The 21,891-nt window shown below is 52.1% G+C and carries 19 protein-coding genes; 9 read left to right on the top strand and 10 right to left on the bottom strand.

The window, feature by feature from the left end:
* The first annotated feature begins 98 nt into the window (after positions 1-98).
* The 4 genes from lpxC (at position 99) to mutT (ending at position 5,018) form a co-directional block, all read left to right on the top strand.
* Complete coding sequence (gene lpxC, locus JQN59_RS19145) at positions 99-1,016, top strand: UDP-3-O-acyl-N-acetylglucosamine deacetylase (protein WP_149607615.1); 918 nt, start codon at positions 99-101, stop codon at positions 1,014-1,016.
* A 283-nt stretch (positions 1,017-1,299) separates the two neighbouring features.
* Entirely contained in the window at positions 1,300-1,806 is a 507-nt protein-coding gene (gene secM, locus JQN59_RS19140) for a secA translation cis-regulator SecM (RefSeq protein WP_003829520.1), read from the top strand.
* A 60-nt stretch (positions 1,807-1,866) separates the two neighbouring features.
* A complete protein-coding gene (gene secA / locus JQN59_RS19135) occupies positions 1,867-4,572 on the top strand; it encodes a preprotein translocase subunit SecA (RefSeq protein ID WP_149607616.1) in 2,706 nt (901 codons plus the stop codon).
* A 56-nt stretch (positions 4,573-4,628) separates the two neighbouring features.
* Positions 4,629-5,018 (top strand): 8-oxo-dGTP diphosphatase MutT, encoded by a 390-nt coding sequence (gene mutT / locus JQN59_RS19130; protein ID WP_149607617.1) that lies wholly within the window; start codon positions 4,629-4,631, stop codon positions 5,016-5,018.
* Between the two features lie 172 nt (positions 5,019-5,190).
* Here the strand turns inward: mutT and yacG are convergent, their stop codons facing one another.
* From yacG to coaE, 3 genes are read right to left on the bottom strand one after another with little or no spacing between them, the layout of a single operon-like run.
* Entirely contained in the window at positions 5,191-5,385 is a 195-nt protein-coding gene (gene yacG, locus JQN59_RS19125; protein WP_003018740.1) for a DNA gyrase inhibitor YacG, read from the bottom strand.
* A gap of 9 nt (positions 5,386-5,394) precedes the next feature.
* On the bottom strand, positions 5,395-6,138 hold the full coding sequence (gene zapD, locus JQN59_RS19120) for a cell division protein ZapD (RefSeq protein ID WP_003829513.1): 744 nt from the start codon (positions 6,136-6,138) through the stop codon (positions 5,395-5,397).
* Complete coding sequence (coaE, locus tag JQN59_RS19115) at positions 6,138-6,758, bottom strand: dephospho-CoA kinase (protein ID WP_003829511.1); 621 nt, start codon at positions 6,756-6,758, stop codon at positions 6,138-6,140. The genes zapD and coaE overlap by 1 nt, the downstream gene beginning before the upstream one ends.
* A 225-nt stretch (positions 6,759-6,983) precedes the next feature.
* On the opposite strand from coaE, the gene JQN59_RS19110 reads away from it, so the two are divergent.
* Positions 6,984-8,027, top strand: coding sequence for a GMP reductase (locus tag JQN59_RS19110; RefSeq protein WP_003829510.1), 1,044 nt, complete (start codon positions 6,984-6,986; stop codon positions 8,025-8,027).
* 57 nt (positions 8,028-8,084) lie between these two features.
* Here the strand turns inward: JQN59_RS19110 and hofC are convergent, their stop codons facing one another.
* The 4 genes from hofC to nadC form a co-directional block, all read right to left on the bottom strand.
* A complete protein-coding gene (gene hofC, locus JQN59_RS19105) occupies positions 8,085-9,287 on the bottom strand; it encodes a protein transport protein HofC (protein ID WP_149607618.1) in 1,203 nt (400 codons plus the stop codon).
* Positions 9,277-10,662, bottom strand: a complete 1,386-nt coding sequence (gene gspE / locus JQN59_RS19100) for a type II secretion system protein GspE (protein ID WP_149607619.1) — start codon at positions 10,660-10,662, stop codon at positions 9,277-9,279. Before gspE ends, hofC begins: the two co-directional genes overlap by 11 nt.
* A gap of 9 nt (positions 10,663-10,671) precedes the next feature.
* A complete protein-coding gene (gene ppdD / locus JQN59_RS19095; RefSeq protein WP_032942370.1) occupies positions 10,672-11,109 on the bottom strand; it encodes a prepilin peptidase-dependent pilin in 438 nt (145 codons plus the stop codon).
* Between the two features lie 243 nt (positions 11,110-11,352).
* Positions 11,353-12,246: a carboxylating nicotinate-nucleotide diphosphorylase gene (nadC, locus tag JQN59_RS19090; RefSeq protein WP_149607620.1), complete on the bottom strand. Its 894-nt coding sequence runs from the start codon at positions 12,244-12,246 to the stop codon at positions 11,353-11,355.
* 87 nt (positions 12,247-12,333) lie between these two features.
* Here nadC and ampD point away from each other — a divergent pair, with 87 nt between their 5' ends.
* Complete coding sequence (gene ampD / locus JQN59_RS19085) at positions 12,334-12,897, top strand: 1,6-anhydro-N-acetylmuramyl-L-alanine amidase AmpD (RefSeq protein ID WP_008786207.1); 564 nt, start codon at positions 12,334-12,336, stop codon at positions 12,895-12,897.
* Positions 12,894-13,748 (top strand): beta-lactamase regulator AmpE, encoded by an 855-nt coding sequence (ampE, locus tag JQN59_RS19080; RefSeq protein ID WP_032942372.1) that lies wholly within the window; start codon positions 12,894-12,896, stop codon positions 13,746-13,748. Before ampD ends, ampE begins: the two co-directional genes overlap by 4 nt.
* Before the next feature lie 92 nt (positions 13,749-13,840).
* Here ampE and JQN59_RS19075 read toward each other — a convergent pair whose 3' ends face one another.
* From JQN59_RS19075 to aroP, 3 genes are all read right to left on the bottom strand, one after another.
* The gene (locus JQN59_RS19075; protein WP_149607621.1) at positions 13,841-14,791 is read right to left on the bottom strand and encodes a glycoside hydrolase family 43 protein; all 951 of its coding nucleotides are present in this window, start codon (positions 14,789-14,791) and stop codon (positions 13,841-13,843) included.
* Positions 14,791-16,197, bottom strand: coding sequence for a glycoside-pentoside-hexuronide (GPH):cation symporter (locus JQN59_RS19070; RefSeq protein ID WP_003829494.1), 1,407 nt, complete (start codon positions 16,195-16,197; stop codon positions 14,791-14,793). The genes JQN59_RS19075 and JQN59_RS19070 overlap by 1 nt, the downstream gene beginning before the upstream one ends.
* Before the next feature lie 158 nt (positions 16,198-16,355).
* A complete protein-coding gene (gene aroP / locus JQN59_RS19065; protein ID WP_103014383.1) occupies positions 16,356-17,729 on the bottom strand; it encodes an aromatic amino acid transporter AroP in 1,374 nt (457 codons plus the stop codon).
* A gap of 564 nt (positions 17,730-18,293) precedes the next feature.
* On the opposite strand from aroP, the gene pdhR reads away from it, so the two are divergent.
* Positions 18,294-19,058 carry a pyruvate dehydrogenase complex transcriptional repressor PdhR gene (gene pdhR, locus JQN59_RS19060; protein WP_003018699.1) on the top strand — a complete coding sequence of 255 codons (765 nt, stop codon included), beginning with the start codon at positions 18,294-18,296 and terminating at the stop codon, positions 19,056-19,058.
* Positions 19,059-19,221: 163 nt separating this feature from the next.
* A complete protein-coding gene (aceE, locus tag JQN59_RS19055) occupies positions 19,222-21,885 on the top strand; it encodes a pyruvate dehydrogenase (acetyl-transferring), homodimeric type (RefSeq protein WP_136391520.1) in 2,664 nt (887 codons plus the stop codon).
* Positions 21,886-21,891 lie beyond the last annotated feature (6 nt).

The following is a 21,891-nucleotide window of genomic DNA, read 5'->3' as shown; positions in this document are numbered from 1 at the left end:
ATTAGCTGGAATTTGGGAATTGTGGCTCTTTGTGCTAAACTGGCCCACCGAATGTATAGTACACTTCGGTTGGATAGGTAATTTGGCGAGATTATACGATGATCAAACAAAGGACTCTTAAACGTATCGTTCAGGCGACTGGCGTCGGTTTGCATACCGGCAAAAAAGTCACCCTGACATTACGCCCTGCGCCGGCCAACACCGGGGTCATCTATCGTCGCACCGACTTGAATCCTCCGGTAGATTTCCCGGCCGATGCCAAATCTGTGCGTGATACCATGCTCTGTACGTGTCTGGTCAATGAGCATGATGTACGGATTTCAACCGTAGAGCACCTTAATGCTGCTCTGGCGGGTTTAGGTATCGATAACATCGTTATTGAAGTTAACGCACCGGAAATCCCGATCATGGATGGCAGTGCCGCTCCGTTCGTTTATCTGCTGCTTGATGCAGGTATTGAAGAACTGAGCAGCGCCAAAAAATTTGTTCGCATCAAAGAGACCGTTCGTGTCGAAGATGGCGATAAGTGGGCTGAGTTTAAGCCGTATAATGGTTTTACGTTGGATTTCACCATCGACTTTAACCATCCGGCGATCGACTCCAGCACGCAGCGCTACGCGATGAACTTCTCTGCGGATGCGTTCATGCGTCAGATCAGCCGTGCGCGTACTTTCGGCTTCATGCGTGATATCGAATATCTGCAGTCCCGCGGCCTGTGCCTGGGCGGCAGCTTCGATTGTGCCATCGTTGTTGACGATTATCGCGTATTGAACGAAGACGGCCTGCGTTTTGAAGATGAATTCGTTCGTCACAAAATGCTCGACGCGATCGGTGACTTGTTCATGTGTGGTCACAACATTATTGGTGCATTTACCGCGTATAAATCCGGTCATGCATTGAATAACAAACTGTTGCAGGCGGTCCTGGCAAAACAGGAAGCCTGGGAATATGTGACCTTCCAGGACGATGCAGAACTGCCGTTGGCGTTCAAAGCACCATCGGCCGTACTGGCATAACGACATACGCTGTCGCATAAATTCGACTGGTAAATCTGGCACTCTCTCCGGCCAGGTGAACCAGTCGTTTTTTTATCTTCCGAGTGCAAACCACCTTATCTGAAGCGACTTTTTCCCCACAGGTAGATTAAAATACCGTTCGATCGCTGCTTTCTTAAGCATATTTACCCGCGACTTGCTGTCATTACTGCTGTGGTGCGAACGCATTAATGGTAAGATTTGTGCGCAAAAAATGGTTTTGCATTTGTAACCCCAAACGCAGGGTATATCAGGTGGCAATAACGTGAGTGGAATACTGACGCGCTGGCGACAGTTAGGCAGACGGTACTTCTGGCCGCATCTCCTGTTGGGGATGGTCGCGGCTAGTTTTGGCCTGCCCGCGCTCGGTAATGCTGCTGAACCTAATACCCCCGCGAAGGCGACCGCCAGCAATCACGATCAAGGCGCTAAAGTTAACTTTAGCCAGCTTGCTTTGCTGGAAGCGACTAATCGCCGCCCAAATTTTACCGTCGATTACTGGCATCAACATGCCATTCGTACGGTTATCCGCCATCTTTCTTTTGCCATGGCACCTCAGGCGTTGCCCGTTGCCGAAGAGCCATTGCCAATCCAGGCGCACCATCTTGCGTTACTGAATACGCTCAGCGCGATGCTGACGCAAGAAGGCACTCCGCCCGCGACAGTAAGTCGCGTGACATACGCACACTTTACCTCTCAGGCCGCGTTTAGCGTTCCGGTCTGGATCAGCCAGCTGCAGGGTATCCGCGCTGGTCCTCAACGCCTCAGCTAAAAAAGAACCTTCCAACTTATAATTTTTGACTCCGCACCGCGGGGCGTTTGAGATTTTATTATGCTAATCAAATTATTAACGAAAGTATTCGGTAGCCGTAACGAGCGTACGCTGCGTCGTATGCGTAAAGTGGTCAATGTCATCAACGCGATGGAACCGGAGATGGAAAAACTCTCCGATGATGAACTGAAAGCGAAGACCGCTGAATTCCGCGCCCGTCTGGAAAAAGGTGCCAGCGTTGAGAGCCTGATCCCGGAAGCGTTCGCAGTAGTGCGTGAAGCGAGTAAACGCGTGTTCGGTATGCGTCACTTCGACGTTCAGCTGCTGGGCGGTATGGTGCTTAACGATCGCTGCATCGCGGAAATGCGTACTGGTGAAGGTAAAACCCTTACCGCGACGCTGCCAGCCTACCTGAACGCATTAAGCGGGAAGGGCGTACACGTGGTTACCGTGAACGACTATCTGGCTCAGCGTGATGCCGAAAATAACCGCCCGCTGTTTGAATTCCTCGGCATGACCGTTGGTATCAACATGTCTGGCCTGCCTGCGCCAGCCAAGCGTGAAGCCTACAACGCCGATATTACTTACGGTACCAACAACGAATACGGCTTTGACTACCTGCGTGACAACATGGCGTTTAGTCCGGAAGAGCGTGTTCAACGTAAACTGCACTATGCGCTGGTCGATGAAGTCGACTCCATCCTGATCGATGAAGCGCGTACGCCACTGATCATTTCCGGCCCGGCTGAAGACAGCTCGGAAATGTACAAAAAAGTGAATAAAATCATCCCGCACCTGATCCGTCAGGAGAAGGAAGATTCCGACACGTTCCAGGGCGAAGGCCACTTCTCAGTTGATGAGAAAGCGCGCCAGGTTAACCTGACCGAACGTGGTCTGGTGCTGATTGAAGAGCTGCTGGTTAACGAAGGCATTATGGACGAGGGCGAGTCACTGTACTCTCCAGGCAACATTATGCTGATGCACCACGTGACTGCCGCACTGCGTGCGCACGTGCTGTTTACCCGCGACGTAGACTACATCGTGAAAGACGGCGAAGTTATCATCGTCGATGAACACACCGGTCGTACCATGCAGGGGCGTCGCTGGTCCGATGGTCTGCACCAGGCTGTTGAAGCTAAAGAAGGCGTAGAGATCCAGAACGAGAACCAGACGCTGGCATCTATTACCTTCCAGAACTACTTCCGTTTGTACGAAAAACTGGCCGGTATGACCGGTACAGCCGACACTGAAGCGTTTGAATTTAGCTCCATCTACAAACTGGATACCGTGGTTGTGCCGACCAACCGTCCGATGATCCGTAAGGATTTACCGGATCTGGTGTACATGACCGAAGCGGAAAAAATTCAGGCGATCATTGAAGATATTAAAGAGCGTACTGCAAATGGCCAGCCGGTACTGGTAGGTACTATCTCCATTGAAAAATCGGAAGTAGTGTCTAACGAGCTGAGCAAAGCGGGTATCAAACACAATGTTCTGAACGCCAAGTTCCACGCCAACGAAGCTGCAATCGTCGCCCAGGCGGGTTACCCGTCAGCCGTGACTATCGCGACGAACATGGCCGGTCGTGGTACCGATATCGTACTGGGCGGTAGCTGGCAGGCGGAAGTTGCCGAGCTGGAAAACCCAACTCCGGAACAAATCGCGCAGATTAAAGCCGATTGGCAGGTTCGCCATGACGCGGTATTAGCTGCCGGTGGCTTGCATATTATCGGTACCGAGCGTCACGAATCTCGCCGTATCGATAACCAGCTGCGTGGTCGTTCGGGTCGTCAGGGTGATGCGGGCTCTTCCCGTTTCTATCTGTCGATGGAAGATGCGCTGATGCGTATTTTTGCCTCTGACCGCGTGTCAGGCATGATGCGTAAACTGGGTATGAAGCCTGGCGAAGCCATTGAACACCCATGGGTGACCAAAGCAATTGCTAACGCGCAGCGTAAAGTGGAAAGCCGCAACTTCGATATTCGTAAGCAGCTGCTGGAATATGATGACGTTGCCAACGATCAGCGCCGTGCTATCTACACCCAGCGTAATGAACTGCTGGACGTAACTGACGTTAGCGAAACCATCAACAGCATCCGTGAAGATGTCTTCAAAGCAACTATTGATGCCTATATTCCGCCGCAGTCTCTGGAAGAAATGTGGGATATCCCGGGTCTGCAGGAACGTCTGAAAAACGACTTCGATCTTGAGATGCCGATTTCAGAGTGGCTGGATAAAGAGCCTGAGCTGCACGAAGAAACGCTGCGTGAACGTATCCTGGCAAACGCCATCGAAGTTTATCAGCGTAAAGAAGAAGTTGTGGGCGCGGAGATGATGCGTCACTTCGAAAAAGGCGTGATGCTGCAAACTCTCGACTCCCTGTGGAAAGAGCACCTTGCTGCGATGGACTATCTGCGCCAGGGTATCCACCTGCGTGGTTATGCGCAAAAAGATCCGAAGCAGGAATACAAGCGTGAATCCTTCTCTATGTTTGCGTCAATGCTGGAATCACTGAAATATGAAGTGATCAGCACCCTGAGCAAAGTTCAGGTGCGTATGCCTGAAGAAGTCGAAGCCATGGAGCAGCAGCGTCGTGAAGAAGCTGAGCGCTTAGCGCAGATGCAGCAGTTGAGTCATAAAGGCGACGATTCTGCCGGGGCAGAAGAGCTGGCAGCACAAACCGGCGATCGTAAAGTGGGTCGTAACGATCCGTGTCCTTGCGGCTCTGGCAAAAAATACAAACAGTGCCACGGCCGTCTGAGCTAAGAAAATAACTTACTGAAAAGGCGCAGAATTCTGCGCCTTTTTTATGGACGATAAAGATGAAAATACTGCAAATCGCCGTCGGGATTATTCGTAATCAGCAACATGAAATTTTTATCACCCAGCGTGCGGCTGATGCCCACATGGCCAATAAGCTGGAGTTCCCCGGCGGGAAAATTGAAGCGGGTGAAACGCCGGAGCAGGCGCTGATTCGCGAGCTACAGGAAGAAGTGGGGATCACGCCGACTCAAAGCTCATTGTTCGAAAAGCTGGAGTATCAGTTTCCGGACAGGCATATCACTCTGTGGTTCTGGCTGGTTGAAAGTTGGAAAGGCGAGCCGTGGGGAAAAGAGGGGCAACCGGCGCAGTGGATTGCGCAAGATGCTCTGAATGCGCAGGATTTCCCGCCCGCGAATGCACCGGTCATTGAAAAGCTGATAGCTGGCTAATGGTGCTGTAGGCCGGATAAGGCAACGACGCATCCGGCAAATTATGGCGGGGGCGCTACGCTTGCCCGCCCTACGTTTTAGTTCGTAGGCCTGATAAGCGCAGCGCCACCAGGCAAAACAACATAAAATGTCGGATGCGGCGTGCCTTATCCGACCCACCGTTTTAGCAGAATTACTTCTGCTCTTCACTCCAGTCGTCGCTTTCTGACAGATCACCAGAGCTTGGGATGCGTTTCTCTTCTGCGGCCCACTCTCCCAGATCGATTAACTGGCAGCGCTTGCTGCAGAATGGGCGAAACGGACTGACCTCAGCCCATACTACAGGCTTGCCGCAGGTTGGGCAGTTGACGATGGTTTGTTCAGACATGTTGACTCCTTAACAGCACGCCAGTTCAAAATCGAGGCGCTCAGGCACCTGACCATTCTCGCTATCCAGCGGCATAAAGCGGATGGCAAAACGGCTCTTATGACCAGAAATTTGCGGATAAAGCAGCGAATCAAGCGGCAGCTGTAAGCGCAGCAGATCTGCATCTTCGCCGTTGTCCTGATAAAAACCATTCAGGCTGGTTTGCTTACGAAACGGCGCTGAGTTGCGAATTAAATCCAGTACCAGCGACAGCGCCTGATTGAGCGGATTCAGGCTGGCAAGCCAGGTTTCAACCTGCGCGTCACGATGCGACTGTGCCAGGTGTAACCAGATATGCAGGGTCGGCAGATCGAAACTGCAGCACCCGCCAGGAATACTTAAACGCTGACGTACGAGACCAATCAGACGATCTTCGCGCAGCGTCTGTCCAATACGCGGGGCAGAAATCAGAATGCTACCTGCACTTTTTAGCTGCTGACGCAAAGAGTCGATTCTGCTTTGATCGACGCCGGGAACTTCGACCCAGGCCTGGAGTTTACGCTGCTGTCGCTCCAGTTCTTTGAGGAGTTCGGTACGGACTTCGCCGCGTTCAAATACATCCAGTAAATCTCCGATATTGCGGAAAAAATGCAGAGCGCCGGCATGGTCAGCAATGGGCAAATTAACGGAGAGCTGTTGGATTAAAAACTCAATGCGCAGCCATGTACGCATCTTCTCATTGAGAGGGTGTTCAAAAAGGACCTGGGTGTGCATTACGGTTTTTCCTGTGAGACAAACTGCGACGCGCATTGCAAATAGAGCGCGTGCAGGCGGGCGACATCCGAGGCGATGGCTTCCGGTGCGCCATTATTATCAATAACATCGTCTGCCACGGCCAGCCGCGCTTCACGCGTTGCCTGGGCAGCAAGAATTTGTTCAACATGCTCACGCGTGACGTCATCACGCTGCATGGTGCGTCTGAGCTGGGTTTCGGGGGTGACATCCACCACGAGTACGCGGTCGGCTTTTTTATACAGCGAATTTTCCACCAGCAAAGGGACAACCCATAGCAAATAAGGAGAGGTTGCTTGCTGAAACTGACGCTGGGTTTCCTGCTGAATAAGCGGATGAAGCAGAGCATTCAGCCAGCTTTTCTCCTCAGGATTGGAAAAAATGCGTTCGCGTAAAATGCGTCGCTGCAACGATCCGTCTGCGGCTATAACGTCGGAACCAAAATGTTCTTCGATCGCCTTAAGAGCAGGTGTGCCGGGTTCAACCACCTGGCGCGCAATAATATCTGCATCAATGACGTTTATTCCGAGGTCAGCGAACGCATTTGCAACGGTGCTTTTACCACTGCCAATGCCGCCGGTTAAGGCTACCGTATACCTCATAGATGCCGATCCTGGAGTTTAAGTTTGATTATCAAACAGTTAAAAGTTATGCGTGCGAAGGCGAGGCTGCTGCAGGATTAACCTACTATTCGCCAGGTAAATTTATGGGATTGTAGCGTAAAAAAAGAGAATTTCGCAGTCTTGCGCGGCATTGATTAGTGCGTATGATAGCGTCACTGGAGTTGTGAGTTTCGATTTTTCGCCATTAACCCCAGGAATCCGCACATGCGTATCGAAGAAGATCTGAAGTTAGGTTTCAAAGACGTTCTTATCCGCCCTAAGCGTTCTACTCTCAAAAGCCGTTCCGATGTTGAACTGGAACGTCAATTTACCTTTAAGCATTCAGGTCAGACCTGGTCCGGCGTACCTATTATTGCCGCGAACATGGACACTGTCGGGACGTTTGCCATGGCAACGGCACTGGCATCCTTCGACATCCTGACCGCTGTGCACAAACACTATTCTGTTGAAGACTGGGCCGCCTTCATCGCAGAGAGCTCTGCCGATGTGCTTAAACACGTAATGGTTTCAACCGGTACGTCTGATGCAGATTTCGAAAAAACTAAACAGATTCTGGCGCTCAACCCCGCGTTGAACTTTATCTGCATTGATGTGGCTAATGGCTACTCAGAGCATTTTGTTCAGTTCGTGTCGAAAGCGCGTGAAGCATGGCCGACAAAAACGATCTGTGCGGGCAATGTGGTCACCGGTGAAATGTGCGAAGAGCTGGTGCTCTCCGGTGCTGATATTGTCAAAGTTGGCATTGGCCCAGGTTCTGTATGTACCACGCGTGTAAAAACCGGCGTTGGCTATCCACAGCTTTCTGCGGTTATTGAATGCGCCGATGCAGCCCACGGTCTGGGTGGCATGATTGTCAGCGACGGCGGCTGCACAATGCCGGGTGATGTGGCAAAAGCGTTCGGTGGCGGCGCAGACTTCGTGATGCTCGGCGGCATGCTGGCTGGTCATGAAGAAAGTGGCGGCAAAATTGTTGAAGAGAACGGTGAGAAATTCATGCTGTTCTACGGTATGAGCTCTGAATCTGCCATGACGCGTCACGTAGGTGGTGTTGCACAGTACCGCGCTGCAGAAGGTAAAACCGTCAAGCTGCCACTGCGCGGCCCGGTTGATAATACCGCTCGCGATATCCTCGGCGGTTTGCGTTCTGCTTGTACCTATGTGGGCGCATCCCGTCTGAAAGAGCTGACCAAACGTACAACGTTTATTCGTGTACAGGAACAAGAAAACCGTGTTTTCAATAGCCTGTAAGAACAGCTAGTTCTGTGAAATGCCTGATGGCGTTACGCCGTCATCAGGCATTTGAATCTATCCCACCCCGCTCATCGCATCTCCCAAATGGAAAATCGGTAAATACATCGCGACGACCAGTGTACCGATGATAAGCCCCGTAATGACCAGCAACGCAGGCTCAAGTAATGCAGCCAAATTCTCAGCCTGAGCCAGGGTTTTCTCGCCATGGTGATGAGCAAGATTGCGCAGCATTGCATCCAGCGAGCCGGAAGCTTCACCAGTTCTGACCAGCTGTATACACAATGGGCTGAATTCACCACTATTTTTAAGCGCTAACCAGATCGGTTTTCCAGAGCTGATGTCCTGCTGAACCAGTGCTAAACGTTGAGACCAGAAAGGGTTAGCCAGCGTTTCGGTAACGCTCTCAAGCCCCTGCAAAAAGGGAATGCCTGCATTTTGCGTTAACGCCAGAACAGTGAAGATCTGCGTGAGTTTTTGCCCTCTCACCATCGGCCCTATGACCGGGAGGCTGAGCAGCAATTTCTGGCGCAGAATGAGCCAGTACGGTTTCTGCTTTATCAAATGATGTGTGGCAACTGCTACCAGGCCAAGCGCTACCGCCAGCCATCCCCATTGGCTGCTACAGTGTGCGATGGTAATAATCCACTGAGTGAGCGCCGGTAGCGGGGTGTTGAACGTCTGGTAGATAGCGGCAAACTCAGGGAGTACAAACTGCAGCATCGCAAATACGACCATCACCGCCATTGTTATGATGATGATCGGATAGCGCAGGGCCTTTTTAACTTTATCAGCAAGTTGCTGTTGTTTCTTTTGCTGGTAGGCGAGTTCAAAACAGCAGTCGTCCAGCTTACCCGTAAGTTCTCCGGTACGGATCATTGCCAGGTAAAGGGGCGGAAAAACGTGTTGCCATTGTGATAACGAGGCGGAGAGGGTTATGCCCTGTTCCATATCGTAAGCCAGCGTACGCAGTAGCGCCTGCCATTGACTGCTGGGATGCTGTTCAGCAAGCAGAGCTAGCCCTGTTGAGAGCGTTAACCCTGCCTTTAGCAATGTCGCCAACTGGTGTATGGTTTCGGCACTTCTTGTACGGCTCCAGTGTGAGATTTTGACACGCATACGTTTAATGCGCAGCGGCGTAATCTGTTGTTCCTCAAGAGTCAGCATCAATGACGGTCGGGTATCGGCCCATAGCGTTCCTTCCAGAGATTTACCTTCGTTGTTAATGCCTTGCCAGCGCCAAAGCTGTTTAGCGGACATGGGGCATGCCCAGTACACGAATCAGCTCTTCAAATGTCGTTAACCCTTGCTCGACGGCCTGACAGCCATTCTCGAAAAGCGTTCTCATTCCTGATTGCTGAGCATCAGATTCCACTTCGTCTACGGATGTGCCACTGGCAATACTCTGACGTAATACCGGAGTAACCGGGAGGACTTCAAACAATGCCGTACGGCCATAAAATCCGTGATAACAATGTTTGCAGCCAGGGGCCTGCCAATTCGGTAGTGGTGTAGGCCAGACAGATTTCGGGAGCGTGATAGGCGTACTCTGACGTTGTCGGCAATGGGGGCACAACTTTCTGACCAACCGCTGTGCAATAACGAGCGTCAGCGCGGAGGCGATCATCCAGCGTGCGACACCCATTTGTTGCAGGCGCACCAGCGTTTCACTGGTGGAATTGGTATGCAGCGTAGAAAGAACCAGATGGCCGGTTTGCGCTGCTTTAAGGGCTATTTCGGCCGTTTCGCCATCGCGGATTTCACCCACCATGATAATGTCGGGATCCTGGCGCAGCAGAGCACGTAAGACTCCCTGAAAAGTCAGGCCGGCGCGTGGGTGAATTTGCGTCTGGTTGAGACCTGCGATCGGGAGCTCTACCGGATCTTCCACGCTACAAAGATTCACATCCGGGGTGTTTCGGGTTTGCAGCGCACTGTACAGCGTGACCGTTTTGCCGCTTCCGGTAGGTCCGGTCACCAGAATCAGCCCCTGAGGCTGCTGCAAGGCTTGCGAAAATGCGGCCAGCTGCGCGTCTTGCATTCCCAGCGCCGTGATCTCCAGTGACTGATCGACTTGATGAAGTAGCCGTAACACGACTTTTTCGCCGTAGCGACAGGGCAGGGTGGCGATGCGAAACGAGACCGGCTCTCCTGAAATCTCAACGGTAAATTGTCCGTCTTGTGGAAGCCGATGCTCGGCAATATCTAGGCTGCCTAATACTTTTAACCTTGCGGTGATGGCAATGCCCATCTCGGTCGTGACTTCCGGTAAAGCGTGAAGCACGCCATCTACGCGTAATCTGATTCGATAGTGATTTTCCTCGGGTTCAAAATGAATATCAGAAGCCCGTTGCGTCAGAGCGGAATGAAACGTCTGATTCAGCAAGTCTGCCGCGCTGGCGCTGCTTTTCGTGACTACTGCCGGGAGCATTTTCTGCGGTGTATGCGTGTGGCCTTCCATTTGCTGACGTGTCCAGCAGACAATGTCGATGTGTCGGGTGGTGGCAAAATGCAGCGCATCCAGCAGCTCGTGTGATGGGGCGTCTACGACGGCGATATGCACCACTTCATTGTCTGCATCCAGTAATATTGCCTGATAACGTTGGCATAGTGCCGTAAGTTGGGTGGTGTTCATCTCTGTTCCTTAGTGGGTATCGAAGCGGAAAACGTCTTCACAGGCCTGCTGCAATGCGCTGTCGTTCTGGATGACGCAGTTTCGGTTCCAGCCGGTAATGCCGTTGGCATTGTCCCAACCAGGCGTCATGGTGATGCTTAGCCCGTTCAGGCTTTCCTGCCCACTAAGGCTGACAACTCCCTTTTCAACGCTCATGGCTGAGACGTAACGGGTAGTTGTTGGAGAGGGAATACCATTCGTTCCGGCATCGCAGGTATTTGTTCCGCCATGCTCCAGTGCACAGAGCTCAACCGCCGTGCGATAGGGGACAAATGTTTGCAGCATGTCCGTCAGCGCGGCTTTGCGCAGATAGTTTTGATATGCCGGAATGCCGATGGCGCTAAGGATGGCAATAATGCCAATCACCACCATGAGTTCGATAAGCGTAAAGCCTCGTTGCTTGTTCATCGTTCGCTCCTTGAGTTTGCTGGCGCTACTTTGGCAAACCGACGGGAGGACGGCGAGAGACAAAAAACAAAACGGGAAAGCGGGTTCAGAGGATTTTTACGAAATTACAGAGTCAGACAATGTACTTGCGAAGAGACTCGAAGAAACTGCCGGGTGGTGGTGTAAATGCCGTATTCGGCTTACGGAATAAACCTGTGTAGTAGGCCCGATAAGCGAAGCGTCATCGGGCAATACAATCAGCAATTAGCAAAATCGCATGGAGAGATCGAGTGCGCGAACATGTTTGGTCAGCGCGCCAACGGAGATAAAGTCCACACCGGTTTCGGCAAATTCGCGCAGCGTTTCATGGGTGACGTTGCCCGACACTTCCAGACGCGCCTGGCCGTTGGTGCGTTTTACCGCTTCGCGCATTTGGTCAGTTTCGAAGTTATCGAGCATGATGATATCGGCCCCGGCTTTCAGCGCGTCGTCCAGTTCATCCAGGCTTTCTACTTCGACTTCAACCGGCACATCCGGGTGCAACCAGAAGGCTTTTTCGACGGCCTGACGTACCGAGCCGGAAGCAATAATGTGGTTTTCTTTAATCAGGAAGGCGTCGGACAGCCCCAAACGATGATTCGCGCCGCCGCCGCACAATACGGCGTATTTTAGCGCGGTACGCAGTCCCGGCAGGGTTTTGCGCGTATCCAGCAGTTGGGTCTTGGTTCCCGCTAACAGGTCGACGTATTTACGCACTTCACTCGCTACACCTGAAAGCGTCTGCACAAAATTCAGCGCAGTACGTTCACCGGTCAGTAAAACGCGGGAAGGGCCGTCCAGTTCAAACAGCGGCTGATTGGCCTTTATGCTGTCGCCATCTTCGACATGCCAAGTGATGTTGACATCATCGCCAGCCAGCTGAATAAAGACCTCTTCCACCCAACGTTTTCCACAAAAAACGCCATCTTCGCGGGTGATTACGGTGGCATGGGAGCGCATGTCTTCGGGTAAAAGCTGTGCGGTGATATCGTTATTGGCATCAACTTCTCCGCCTAAATCTTCACGCAGCGCCTGAGCTACAGCGGCAGGGATATCCAGATTTATGCGTTCCAACAGCGCGTCACGTCGGTAGTCAGGGTTATAGCGGCGAGGCGGCATGATAAAACTCCAAATTGCTAACGAATCATAAGGTGGAAACATGCTACCCTGAACCTGATATGAGCACCACCAATAAGGAGATTCTGCATGTTGTTAGACGAGGGCTGGCTGGCAGAGGCGCGACGCGTCCCCTCTCCGCATTACGATTGCCGCCCGGATGACGAAAACCCTTCTCTGCTGGTGGTGCATAATATCAGCCTGCCGCCCGGCGAGTTTGGCGGCCCGTGGATAGACGCGCTGTTTACAGGCACGATTGATCCCAACGCCCATCCTTATTTTGCTGGGATCGCCCATCTGCGTGTTTCAGCCCATTGTTTGATTCGCCGTGACGGTGAAATCGTGCAATATGTGCCTTTTGATAAACGCGCCTGGCATGCGGGTGTGTCGAGCTATCAAGGGCGAGAACGCTGTAATGATTTTTCAATTGGTATTGAGTTGGAAGGGACGGATACGCTGGCCTATACCGATGCGCAGTATCAGCAACTGGCTGCCGTGACGAATACTCTGATTACGCGTTATCCGGCCATTGCTAACAACATGACAGGACATTGCAATATTGCGCCCGAGCGTAAGACCGATCCCGGGCCGTCCTTTGACTGGGCAAGGTTCCGCGCCCTGGTCACCCCCTCGTCGCACAAGGAGATGACATGACGCTGTTTACAACATTATTGGTGTTGATTGTTGAACGCCTGTTTAAGCTGGGTGAGCACTGGCAGCTTGATCACCGGATTGAAGCTTTTTTCCGCCGGATTAAGCATTTTTCGATGATGCGTACGGTAGGCATGACTCTGATTGCGATGGGAGTGACATTTCTGCTACTGCGCGCACTTCATGGGCTGTTGTTTAATGTTCCGTTGCTGGTGGCGTGGATCTTAATTGGCTTGCTGTGCATCGGTGCTGGCAAGGCGCGCCTTCACTATCACGCTTACCTGAACGCGGCTGCTCGCGATGATGCTCACGCCCGTGATGCGATGGCCAGCGAGCTGACGCTTATCCATGGGGTTCCGCCGGACTGCGATGAGCGTGAATTCTTGCGCGAACTGCAGAACGCGCTGTTATGGAACAACTTCCGCTTTTATCTGGCGCCGTTATTTTGGCTGATTGTCGGTGGTCCATGGGGACCTGTGACGCTGGTTGGTTATGCTTTTTTACGTGCCTGGCAGTCCTGGCTGGCGCGCTATCAGACACCGCACCAGCGTCTGCAATCAGGTATTGATGCGATCCTGCATGTGCTGGATTGGATCCCGGTGCGTCTGGCGGGCGTGGTCTATGCGCTGTTGGGACATGGCGAGAAGGCGCTGCCGGCCTGGCTTGCCTCGCTTGCGGATCTGCACACGTCGCAATATCAGGTGCTTACGCGTCTGGCGCAGTTCTCGCTGGCGCGTGAACCGCACACCGATAAAGTCGAAACGCCAAAAGCCGCCGTTTCGCTGGCGAAGAAAACCTCGTTTGTGGTGGTGGTGGTTATTGCGGTGCTCACCATTTATGGGGCATTAGTATAGCGTTGTGCCGGATGGCGCTAATGCTTATCCGGCCTACAATGAAAAAACGTGTAGGCCCGGTAAGCGTTAGCGCCACCGGGCAGTGCAGCGGTTTAGTTCGTATCAGCAGGCGGGATGCCAAAATCTGGCATGCCGTTTTCGTCCCAACGCACGAGCTTCAGACGAGTGTGGCGGTTTGGGTCGTACAGCGGATCGCCCTCGATTTCGGTGTAGTTTCTCGCGTGATACACCAGCACATCTTCACCTTCCGGCGTTTGTGTAAAGCTGTTGTGTCCTGGCCCAAACTGGAGGTTTTCATAACTGGTGGTAAAGACCGGGCGCGGTGATTTGTGCCAGTTCTGCGGGTTGAGCGGATCGGCGTTGAGGTCAATCCACAATAATCCCATACAGTAGTTCTCATCGGTGGCGCTGGCGGAATAGCTGATAAACAGCTTATCGCCGTGAACCATGACGGCAGGACCTTCATTGACCCAAAAACCCCGGCATTCCCAGTCATACTCAGGGTGACTTAGCATGACCGGCTCGCCTTTAATCGTCCATGGATTTTCCAGCTCAGCGAGATAGATATTGGAGTTTCCGGCGATATCGGGCGACTTCTGCGCCCAGAGGTACCACTGTTTCCCCTGATGGTTAAAGGTGGTGGCATCAAGCGCAAAGGTATCAAACTGCGTTTTAATCTGACCTTTCTCCGTCCACTGCCCGGTCAGCGGATCGGCGTCGGCACATTCGAGCGCAAACATGCGATGCTGGAACATCCCCAGCTTATCGAGCGACTGTGTGTGAGTGGCAGCAAAATAGATGTACCACTTGCCTGCCAGATGATGGATTTCGGGTGCCCAGATGAGTTGGCTCATGGGGCCGCTTTCTGGTTTGTGCCAGACGACAACCGGGGCGGCGGTGCGCAACCCCTCCAGCGAGTCGGCCCGGCGTATCTCCAGTCGGTCATATTCGGGTACTGAAGCAATGAAATAATAGTGGCTACCGTCACGTAAGATAAACGGATCGGCACGCTGTTCAATAAAGGGATTTGGCCACTGATTCATTAGGCTTTCCTTACGGTTTCAGTCGTTTTTATATCGTGGTATTCATTCAGTTCACGGTAGTTGGCGCGGCGCTTTTCTAAGTCTGTCTGGATTTGCTGCATAAACTCGCGGTCAACTTTCAGCAGACGAACCACGCCTGCGGTAATCAGGTAGCCTACGCCCGGTATGATGGTAAACAGCAGCATAATACCGTTAATGGCAGAGTCGCTTTGCGCTTTCGCCCCTGCGTCGTAGCCGTACCAGGATAGCAGGAAGCCGACCATCGCTCCGGCAATCGCCAGGCCCAGTTTCAGGAAGAACAGGTTACCGGAGAAGCTGATCCCGGTGATGCGTTTACCGGTTTTCCACTCGCCATAGTCATCGACATCCGCCATCAGCGACCAGTGCAGCGGAGAAGGGATTTGGTGCAGGATGTTGAGCAGGAAGTAGAGCACCATAATCATCATGGTGGCTTTCGGATCGAAGAAGTAAAACGCGGCAGAGAAAATCGCCAGGATAATATTGGTCCAGAAGAAGACTTTCAGTTTGCACCAGCGATCGGTTAATACCTTCGCCAGCATACTGCCGATCATCATGCCGACCACACCAAGACTGATAAACAGCGTGGCGAACTGCGTGCTTTGCTGCATAACCCATGTCACGTAGTACATGGTGGCAGCCATGCGAATAAAGCCAGGACAGACGTTGCACAATGTTAACAGCAGAATTTTTACCCACTGATCGTTCTTCCACACGTCTTTCAGATCGGCTTTTAAATCGTCATTGGTCTGGACAGCAGGGCGTACGCGTTCACGGACCGTAGCGAAGCAAAACAGGAACATACACATGCCGATGAAAGCCAGAACCGCCATCGCCATCTGATACCCTTTGGCTTTGTCTTCCCCGCCGAACCAGTCGGCCATTGGCAGCAAGGTGAGGGACAGCAGCAGGGTTGCAATGCCTACCAACACAAAGCGATATGACTGGCAGGCGACGCGTTCCTTCGGATCGTTGGTGATAACGCTGCCGAGCGAGCAGTAGGGAATGTTGATCGCTGTATAAGTAATAGATAGCAGGAAGTAGGTAACGAACGCATAGATAACTTTGCTGTTATAGGTCCACTCTGGAGTGGTAAACATCAGTACGCTGAATAATGCGTACGGGAAAGCCATCCATAAAAGCCATGGACGAAATCGACCATATTTACTACGAGTGCGGTCGGCCATCGCGCCCATTATAGGGTCGGTAACGGCGTCGATAACGCGTACTGAGAGCAGTAATACGCCGACCAGTGCAGGTGCCAGACCAAAAATGTCTGTGTAAAAATAGTTAACAAACAACATGATGGCGCCAAAGATGATGTTGCATCCGGCGTCGCCCATTCCATAGCCGATCTTTTCTTTCACCGTGAGCTTACTGGTTTCCATCAACTGCACTCCATTAATGAGATATGGAGAGAATTATTGTCCGGCACCGGTGTTTTTGCGTTGCAGGATAACGCCGCTGATATGGACTAAACAGTCGTGAGTGGGAAAGTGTGAGACAGGTAACAACCCCCACCTGACGCAGGTGGGGGGAGGGGGGATTAATGCGCTTTAACCGCGCCGGCCGTTTTCTGTTTACACAGGTAGCCGATGCCAAGAATGGCAATCCATACAGGGATTAAGTACACCGAGATCGCCATACCCGGCGTCATCAGCATAATCACCAGTACTGCAGCCATGAAAATCAGGCACACCCAGTTACCCAGCGGATAGAGCAGCGCCGGGAAGCGGGTGGTAACACCCTGCTGCTGTTTGGCTTTGCGGAACTTCATGTGTGCCAGGCTAATCATTGCCCAGTTGATCACCAGTGCGGAAACCACCAGCGCCATCAGCAGGCCAAAGGCGGATTCCGGTGCCAGGTAGTTGATCAGCACACACAGAGCCGTCACCAGTGCGGAAACCAGAATGGTGTTCACCGGTACACCGCGTTTGTCGACGTTCATCAGCGCTTTCGGTGCATTGCCCTGCTGTGCCAGACCGAACAGCATACGGCTGTTGCAGTATACGCAGCTGTTATAGACAGAAAGGGCGGCAGTCAGCACTACGATGTTCAGGGCATTAGCAACAAAGGTGTCTCCCAGCTCGTGGAAAATAAGGACAAACGGGCTGGTATCGGCCGTGACACGCGTCCACGGCATCAGGGAAAGCAGAACCGCCAGCGAACCCACATAGAAAATCAGGATACGGTAGATAACCTGGTTGGTCGCTTTGGGAATGCTTTGCTCCGGGTTATCCGCTTCTGCTGCGGTGATCCCGACCAGCTCCAGCCCACCGAAAGAGAACATAATAATAGCCATCATCATCACCAGTCCGGTGAAGCCGTGCGGCAGGAAGCCACCCTGGCTCCACAGGTTGCTGACGCTGGCCTGCGGGCCGCCGTTACCGCTAAACAGTAACCAGCCGCCGAACAGGATCATCGCTACGACGGCAATGACTTTAATAATGGCGAACCAGAACTCCATCTCACCAAACACTTTCACGTTGGTCAGGTTGATGGCGTTGATCAGCACAAAGAAGGCAGCCGCAGACACCCATGTTGGGATCTCCGGGTACCAGAACTGGATGTATTTACCCACGGCAGTTAGCTCAGCCATGGCAACCAATACGTACAGCACCCAATAGTTCCAGCCGGAAGAGAATCCCGCGAAACCGCCCCAGTATTTATAAGCAAAGTGACTAAATGAGCCTGCAACGGGCTCTTCAACCACCATTTCACCTAACTGACGCATAATCAAAAAGGCGATAAAGCCGGCAATAGCGTAACCCAGAATAATACCCGGTCCTGCAGACTGGATAACGGATGCGCTACCGAGGAATAACCCGGTACCAATCGCGCCACCCAGCGCGATTAGCTGTATATGGCGGTTCTTAAGGCCGCGCTTGAGCTGATCGCCATGCTGTTGACTTTCCATCATGAAACCTCGTGTGTGGTTTTACTCTTCATATTTCGAGTGCTTATTTTTTGAACTACGCAGCAATGCGTGTGTAAGTTTGCAATTCCGTTTGTTGTATTAATTTGTTTACAGATGCTTTTGATAAAATGTTGCCTTAATACTTTTGTCTTGATCAGAATAATGATATGCGAGCGCGAATGCACCTGCTTTATGCGGGGAAGATGACGACTTGAATAAAAAGAAACCATTTGTAAATGCGAGTTTATCTACCACAAAATTTCCATTTTGAATTTCTATTCATTAATAGTGGTTGATATATCGATAAATAAGCAGGTGAATCGGTTCAGATGAGATAATTTTTCGTTTCAATTCCGTTAAAACTACCACGAGGTGGGTAAATTTAACATTTGTGCATAGTTACATGTTTGAAACGTTATTTCTGTAATGTTGTTAAAATATGCCTCCTTTACTGATTTCAATCAAAACCTGTATGGACAGAAGGTGAATACTTTGTTACTTTAGCGTCAAGAACATGAAATTGGTAAGACCAATTGACTCCGGGCAAATGGCTTAAGACAGGAAATCATGGCCTACAGCAAAATCCGCCAACCAAAACTCTCCGATGTGATTGAGCAGCAGCTGGAGTTTTTAATTCTTGAGGGGACACTTCGCCCCGGAGAAAAACTCCCACCGGAACGCGAGCTGGCAAAACAGTTCGACGTCTCCCGCCCCTCCTTACGCGAGGCGATCCAACGCCTTGAAGCGAAGGGCTTACTGCTTCGTCGTCAGGGCGGTGGCACTTTTGTTCAGAGCAGCCTGTGGCAGAGCTTTAGCGACCCACTGGTAGAGCTGCTCTCCGACCATCCTGAATCCCAGTTTGACCTGCTTGAGACGCGCCATGCGCTGGAAGGTATTGCGGCTTATTACGCTGCACTGCGCAGCACGGATGAAGACAAAACGCGTATCCGTGAACTCCACCATGCGATCGAGCTTGCTCAACAGTCCGGCGATCTTGACGGCGAATCTGATGCGGTACTCCAGTATCAAATTGCTGTCACCGAAGCGGCACACAATGTGGTGCTGCTCCATTTGCTAAGGTGTATGGAGCCGATGCTGGCCCAGAACGTTCGGCAAAACTTCGAATTGCTGTATGCGCGTCGTGAAATGCTGCCACTGGTTAGCAGTCACCGTACCCGTATTTTTGAAGCAATTATTGCCGGGAAGCCGGAAGAGGCGCGTGAAGCGTCCCACCGTCACCTGGCGTTTATCGAAGAGATCCTGCTGGACAGAAGCCGTGAGGAAAGCCGTCGTGAACGCGCCTTACGCCGTCTGGAGCAACGAAAGAATTAGTGATTTTTCTGGTAGAACGTTAACCAGAAGATGTTGTAAATCAAGCGCCATATAAAGTGCGCGGCAACTAAACGCAGAACCTGTCTTATTACGCTCTCTGGCGAGAACGTAATGGGACAGGTTCCAGATAACTCAACGTATTAGATAGATAAGGAATACCCCCATGTCAGAACGTTTCCCAAATGACGTGGATCCGATCGAAACTCGCGACTGGCTACAGGCGATCGAATCGGTCATCCGCGAAGAAGGTGTTGAGCGTGCTCAGTATCTGATCGACCAACTGCTTTCAGAAGCCCGCAAAGGCGGCGTGAAAGTAGCGGCAGGTGCAGGGGCCAGCAATTATGTAAACACTATTGCCGTTGAAGATGAACCGGAATACCCGGGCAATCTGGAGCTGGAACGTCGTATTCGTTCTGCTATCCGCTGGAACGCCATCATGACCGTACTGCGCGCGTCTAAAAAGGACCTCGAGCTGGGTGGCCACATGGCATCCTTCCAGTCCTCCGCAACGGTATATGATGTTTGCTTCAACCACTTCTTCCGCGCACGCAACGAGCAAGATGGCGGCGATCTGGTGTACTTCCAGGGTCACATCTCTCCGGGCATCTACGCACGCGCATTCCTGGAAGGTCGTCTGACTGAAGAGCAGATGAACAACTTCCGTCAGGAAGTACATGGCAAAGGCCTGTCTTCCTACCCGCACCCGAAACTGATGCCAGAATTCTGGCAGTTCCCGACCGTATCTATGGGTCTGGGCCCAATCGGTGCTATCTACCAGGCTAAATTCCTGAAATATCTGGAACACCGTGGCCTGAAAGATACCTCTAAACAGACCGTTTACGCCTTCCTGGGCGACGGCGAGATGGATGAGCCAGAATCTAAAGGTGCGATCACCATCGCGACCCGTGAAAAACTGGACAACCTGGTCTTTGTTATCAACTGTAACCTGCAGCGTCTTGACGGCCCGGTAACCGGTAACGGCAAGATTGTTAACGAACTGGAAGGCATCTTCGCGGGCGCTGGCTGGAACGTTATCAAAGTCATGTGGGGCGGTCGTTGGGATGAGCTGCTGCGTAAAGACACCAGCGGTAAACTGATCCAGCTGATGAACGAAACCGTTGACGGCGACTACCAGACCTTCAAATCCAAAGATGGCGCATACGTACGTGAGCACTTCTTCGGTAAATACCCGGAAACCGCAGCACTGGTTGCTGACTGGACTGACGAGCAGATTTGGGCTCTGAACCGTGGTGGTCACGATCCGAAGAAAGTCTACGCTGCACTGAAAAAAGCGCAGGAAACCAAAGGCAGAGCAACTGTAATCCTGGCCCATACCATCAAAGGTTACGGCATGGGTGACACCGCTGAAGGTAAAAACATCGCTCACCAGGTTAAGAAAATGAACATGGACGGCGTGCGTTATATCCGCGACCGCTTCAACGTTCCTGTGACCGATGAGCAGGTTGAAAACCTGTCTTACATCACCTTCCCGGAAGGTTCTGAAGAGCACACTTATCTGCACGCTCAGCGTCAGAAACTGCATGGCTACCTGCCAGCTCGTCAGCCGAACTTCACCGAGAAGCTGGAACTGCCAGCTCTGGAAGACTTCGGTGCGCTGCTGGAAGAACAGAACAAAGAAATCTCCACCACTATCGCTTTCGTTCGTGCCCTGAACGTGATGCTGAAGAACAAGTCGATCAAAGATCGTCTGGTTCCGATCATCGCTGACGAAGCGCGTACTTTCGGTATGGAAGGTCTGTTCCGTCAGATTGGTATCTACAGCCCGAACGGTCAGCAGTACACCCCGCAGGACCGTGAGCAGGTTGCTTACTATAAAGAAGACGAGAAAGGTCAGATCCTGCAGGAAGGTATCAACGAACTGGGTGCAGGCGCATCCTGGCTGGCTGCTGCGACTTCTTACAGCACCAACGATCTGCCGATGATCCCGTTCTACATCTACTACTCCATGTTCGGGTTCCAGCGTATTGGTGACCTGTGCTGGCAGGCAGGCGACCAACAGGCTCGCGGCTTCCTGGTAGGGGGTACTTCTGGTCGTACTACGCTGAACGGTGAAGGTCTGCAGCACGAAGATGGTCACAGCCATATTCAGTCTCTGACTATCCCGAACTGTATCTCTTACGATCCGTCTTACGCGTACGAAGTTGCGGTCATCATGCACGATGGTCTGGAGCGTATGTACGGTGAGAAACAAGAGAACGTTTACTACTACATCACCACGCTGAACGAAAACTACCACATGCCGGCAATGCCAGCAGGTGCCGAGGAAGGTATCCGTAAAGGTATCTACAAACTCGAAACCCTCGAAGGTAAGAAAGGTAAAGTTCAGCTACTGGGCTCCGGTTCTATCCTGCGTCACGTGCGTGAAGCAGCACAGATCCTGGCGAACGACTACGGTGTAGGTTCTGACGTTTACAGCGTAACCTCCTTCACTGAACTGGCGCGTGATGGCCAGGATTGTGAGCGCTGGAACATGCTGCACCCGCTGGAAACTCCGCGCGTTCCGTACATCGCTCAGGTGATGAACGACGCTCCGGCAGTAGCATCTACTGACTATATGAAACTGTTTGCCGAACAGGTTCGTACTTATGTACCGGCTGATGATTATCGCGTACTGGGTACTGACGGTTTCGGTCGCTCTGACAGCCGTGAAAACCTGCGTCACCACTTCGAAGTTGATGCTTCCTACGTGGTTGTAGCGGCCCTGGGCGAACTGGCTAAACGTGGCGAAATCGATAAGAAAGTGGTTGCTGACGCAATCATCAAATTCAACATCGATGCAGATAAAGTTAACCCGCGTCTGGCGTAAGAGGTA

Origin of the sequence: Citrobacter sp. B72, assembly GCF_016894305.1 — a bacterium.
Lineage (GTDB): Bacteria > Pseudomonadota > Gammaproteobacteria > Enterobacterales > Enterobacteriaceae > Citrobacter > Citrobacter portucalensis.
The sequence above is the reverse complement of the archived record's forward strand: the minus strand, read 5'-3'. Positions and strand labels throughout refer to the sequence as shown.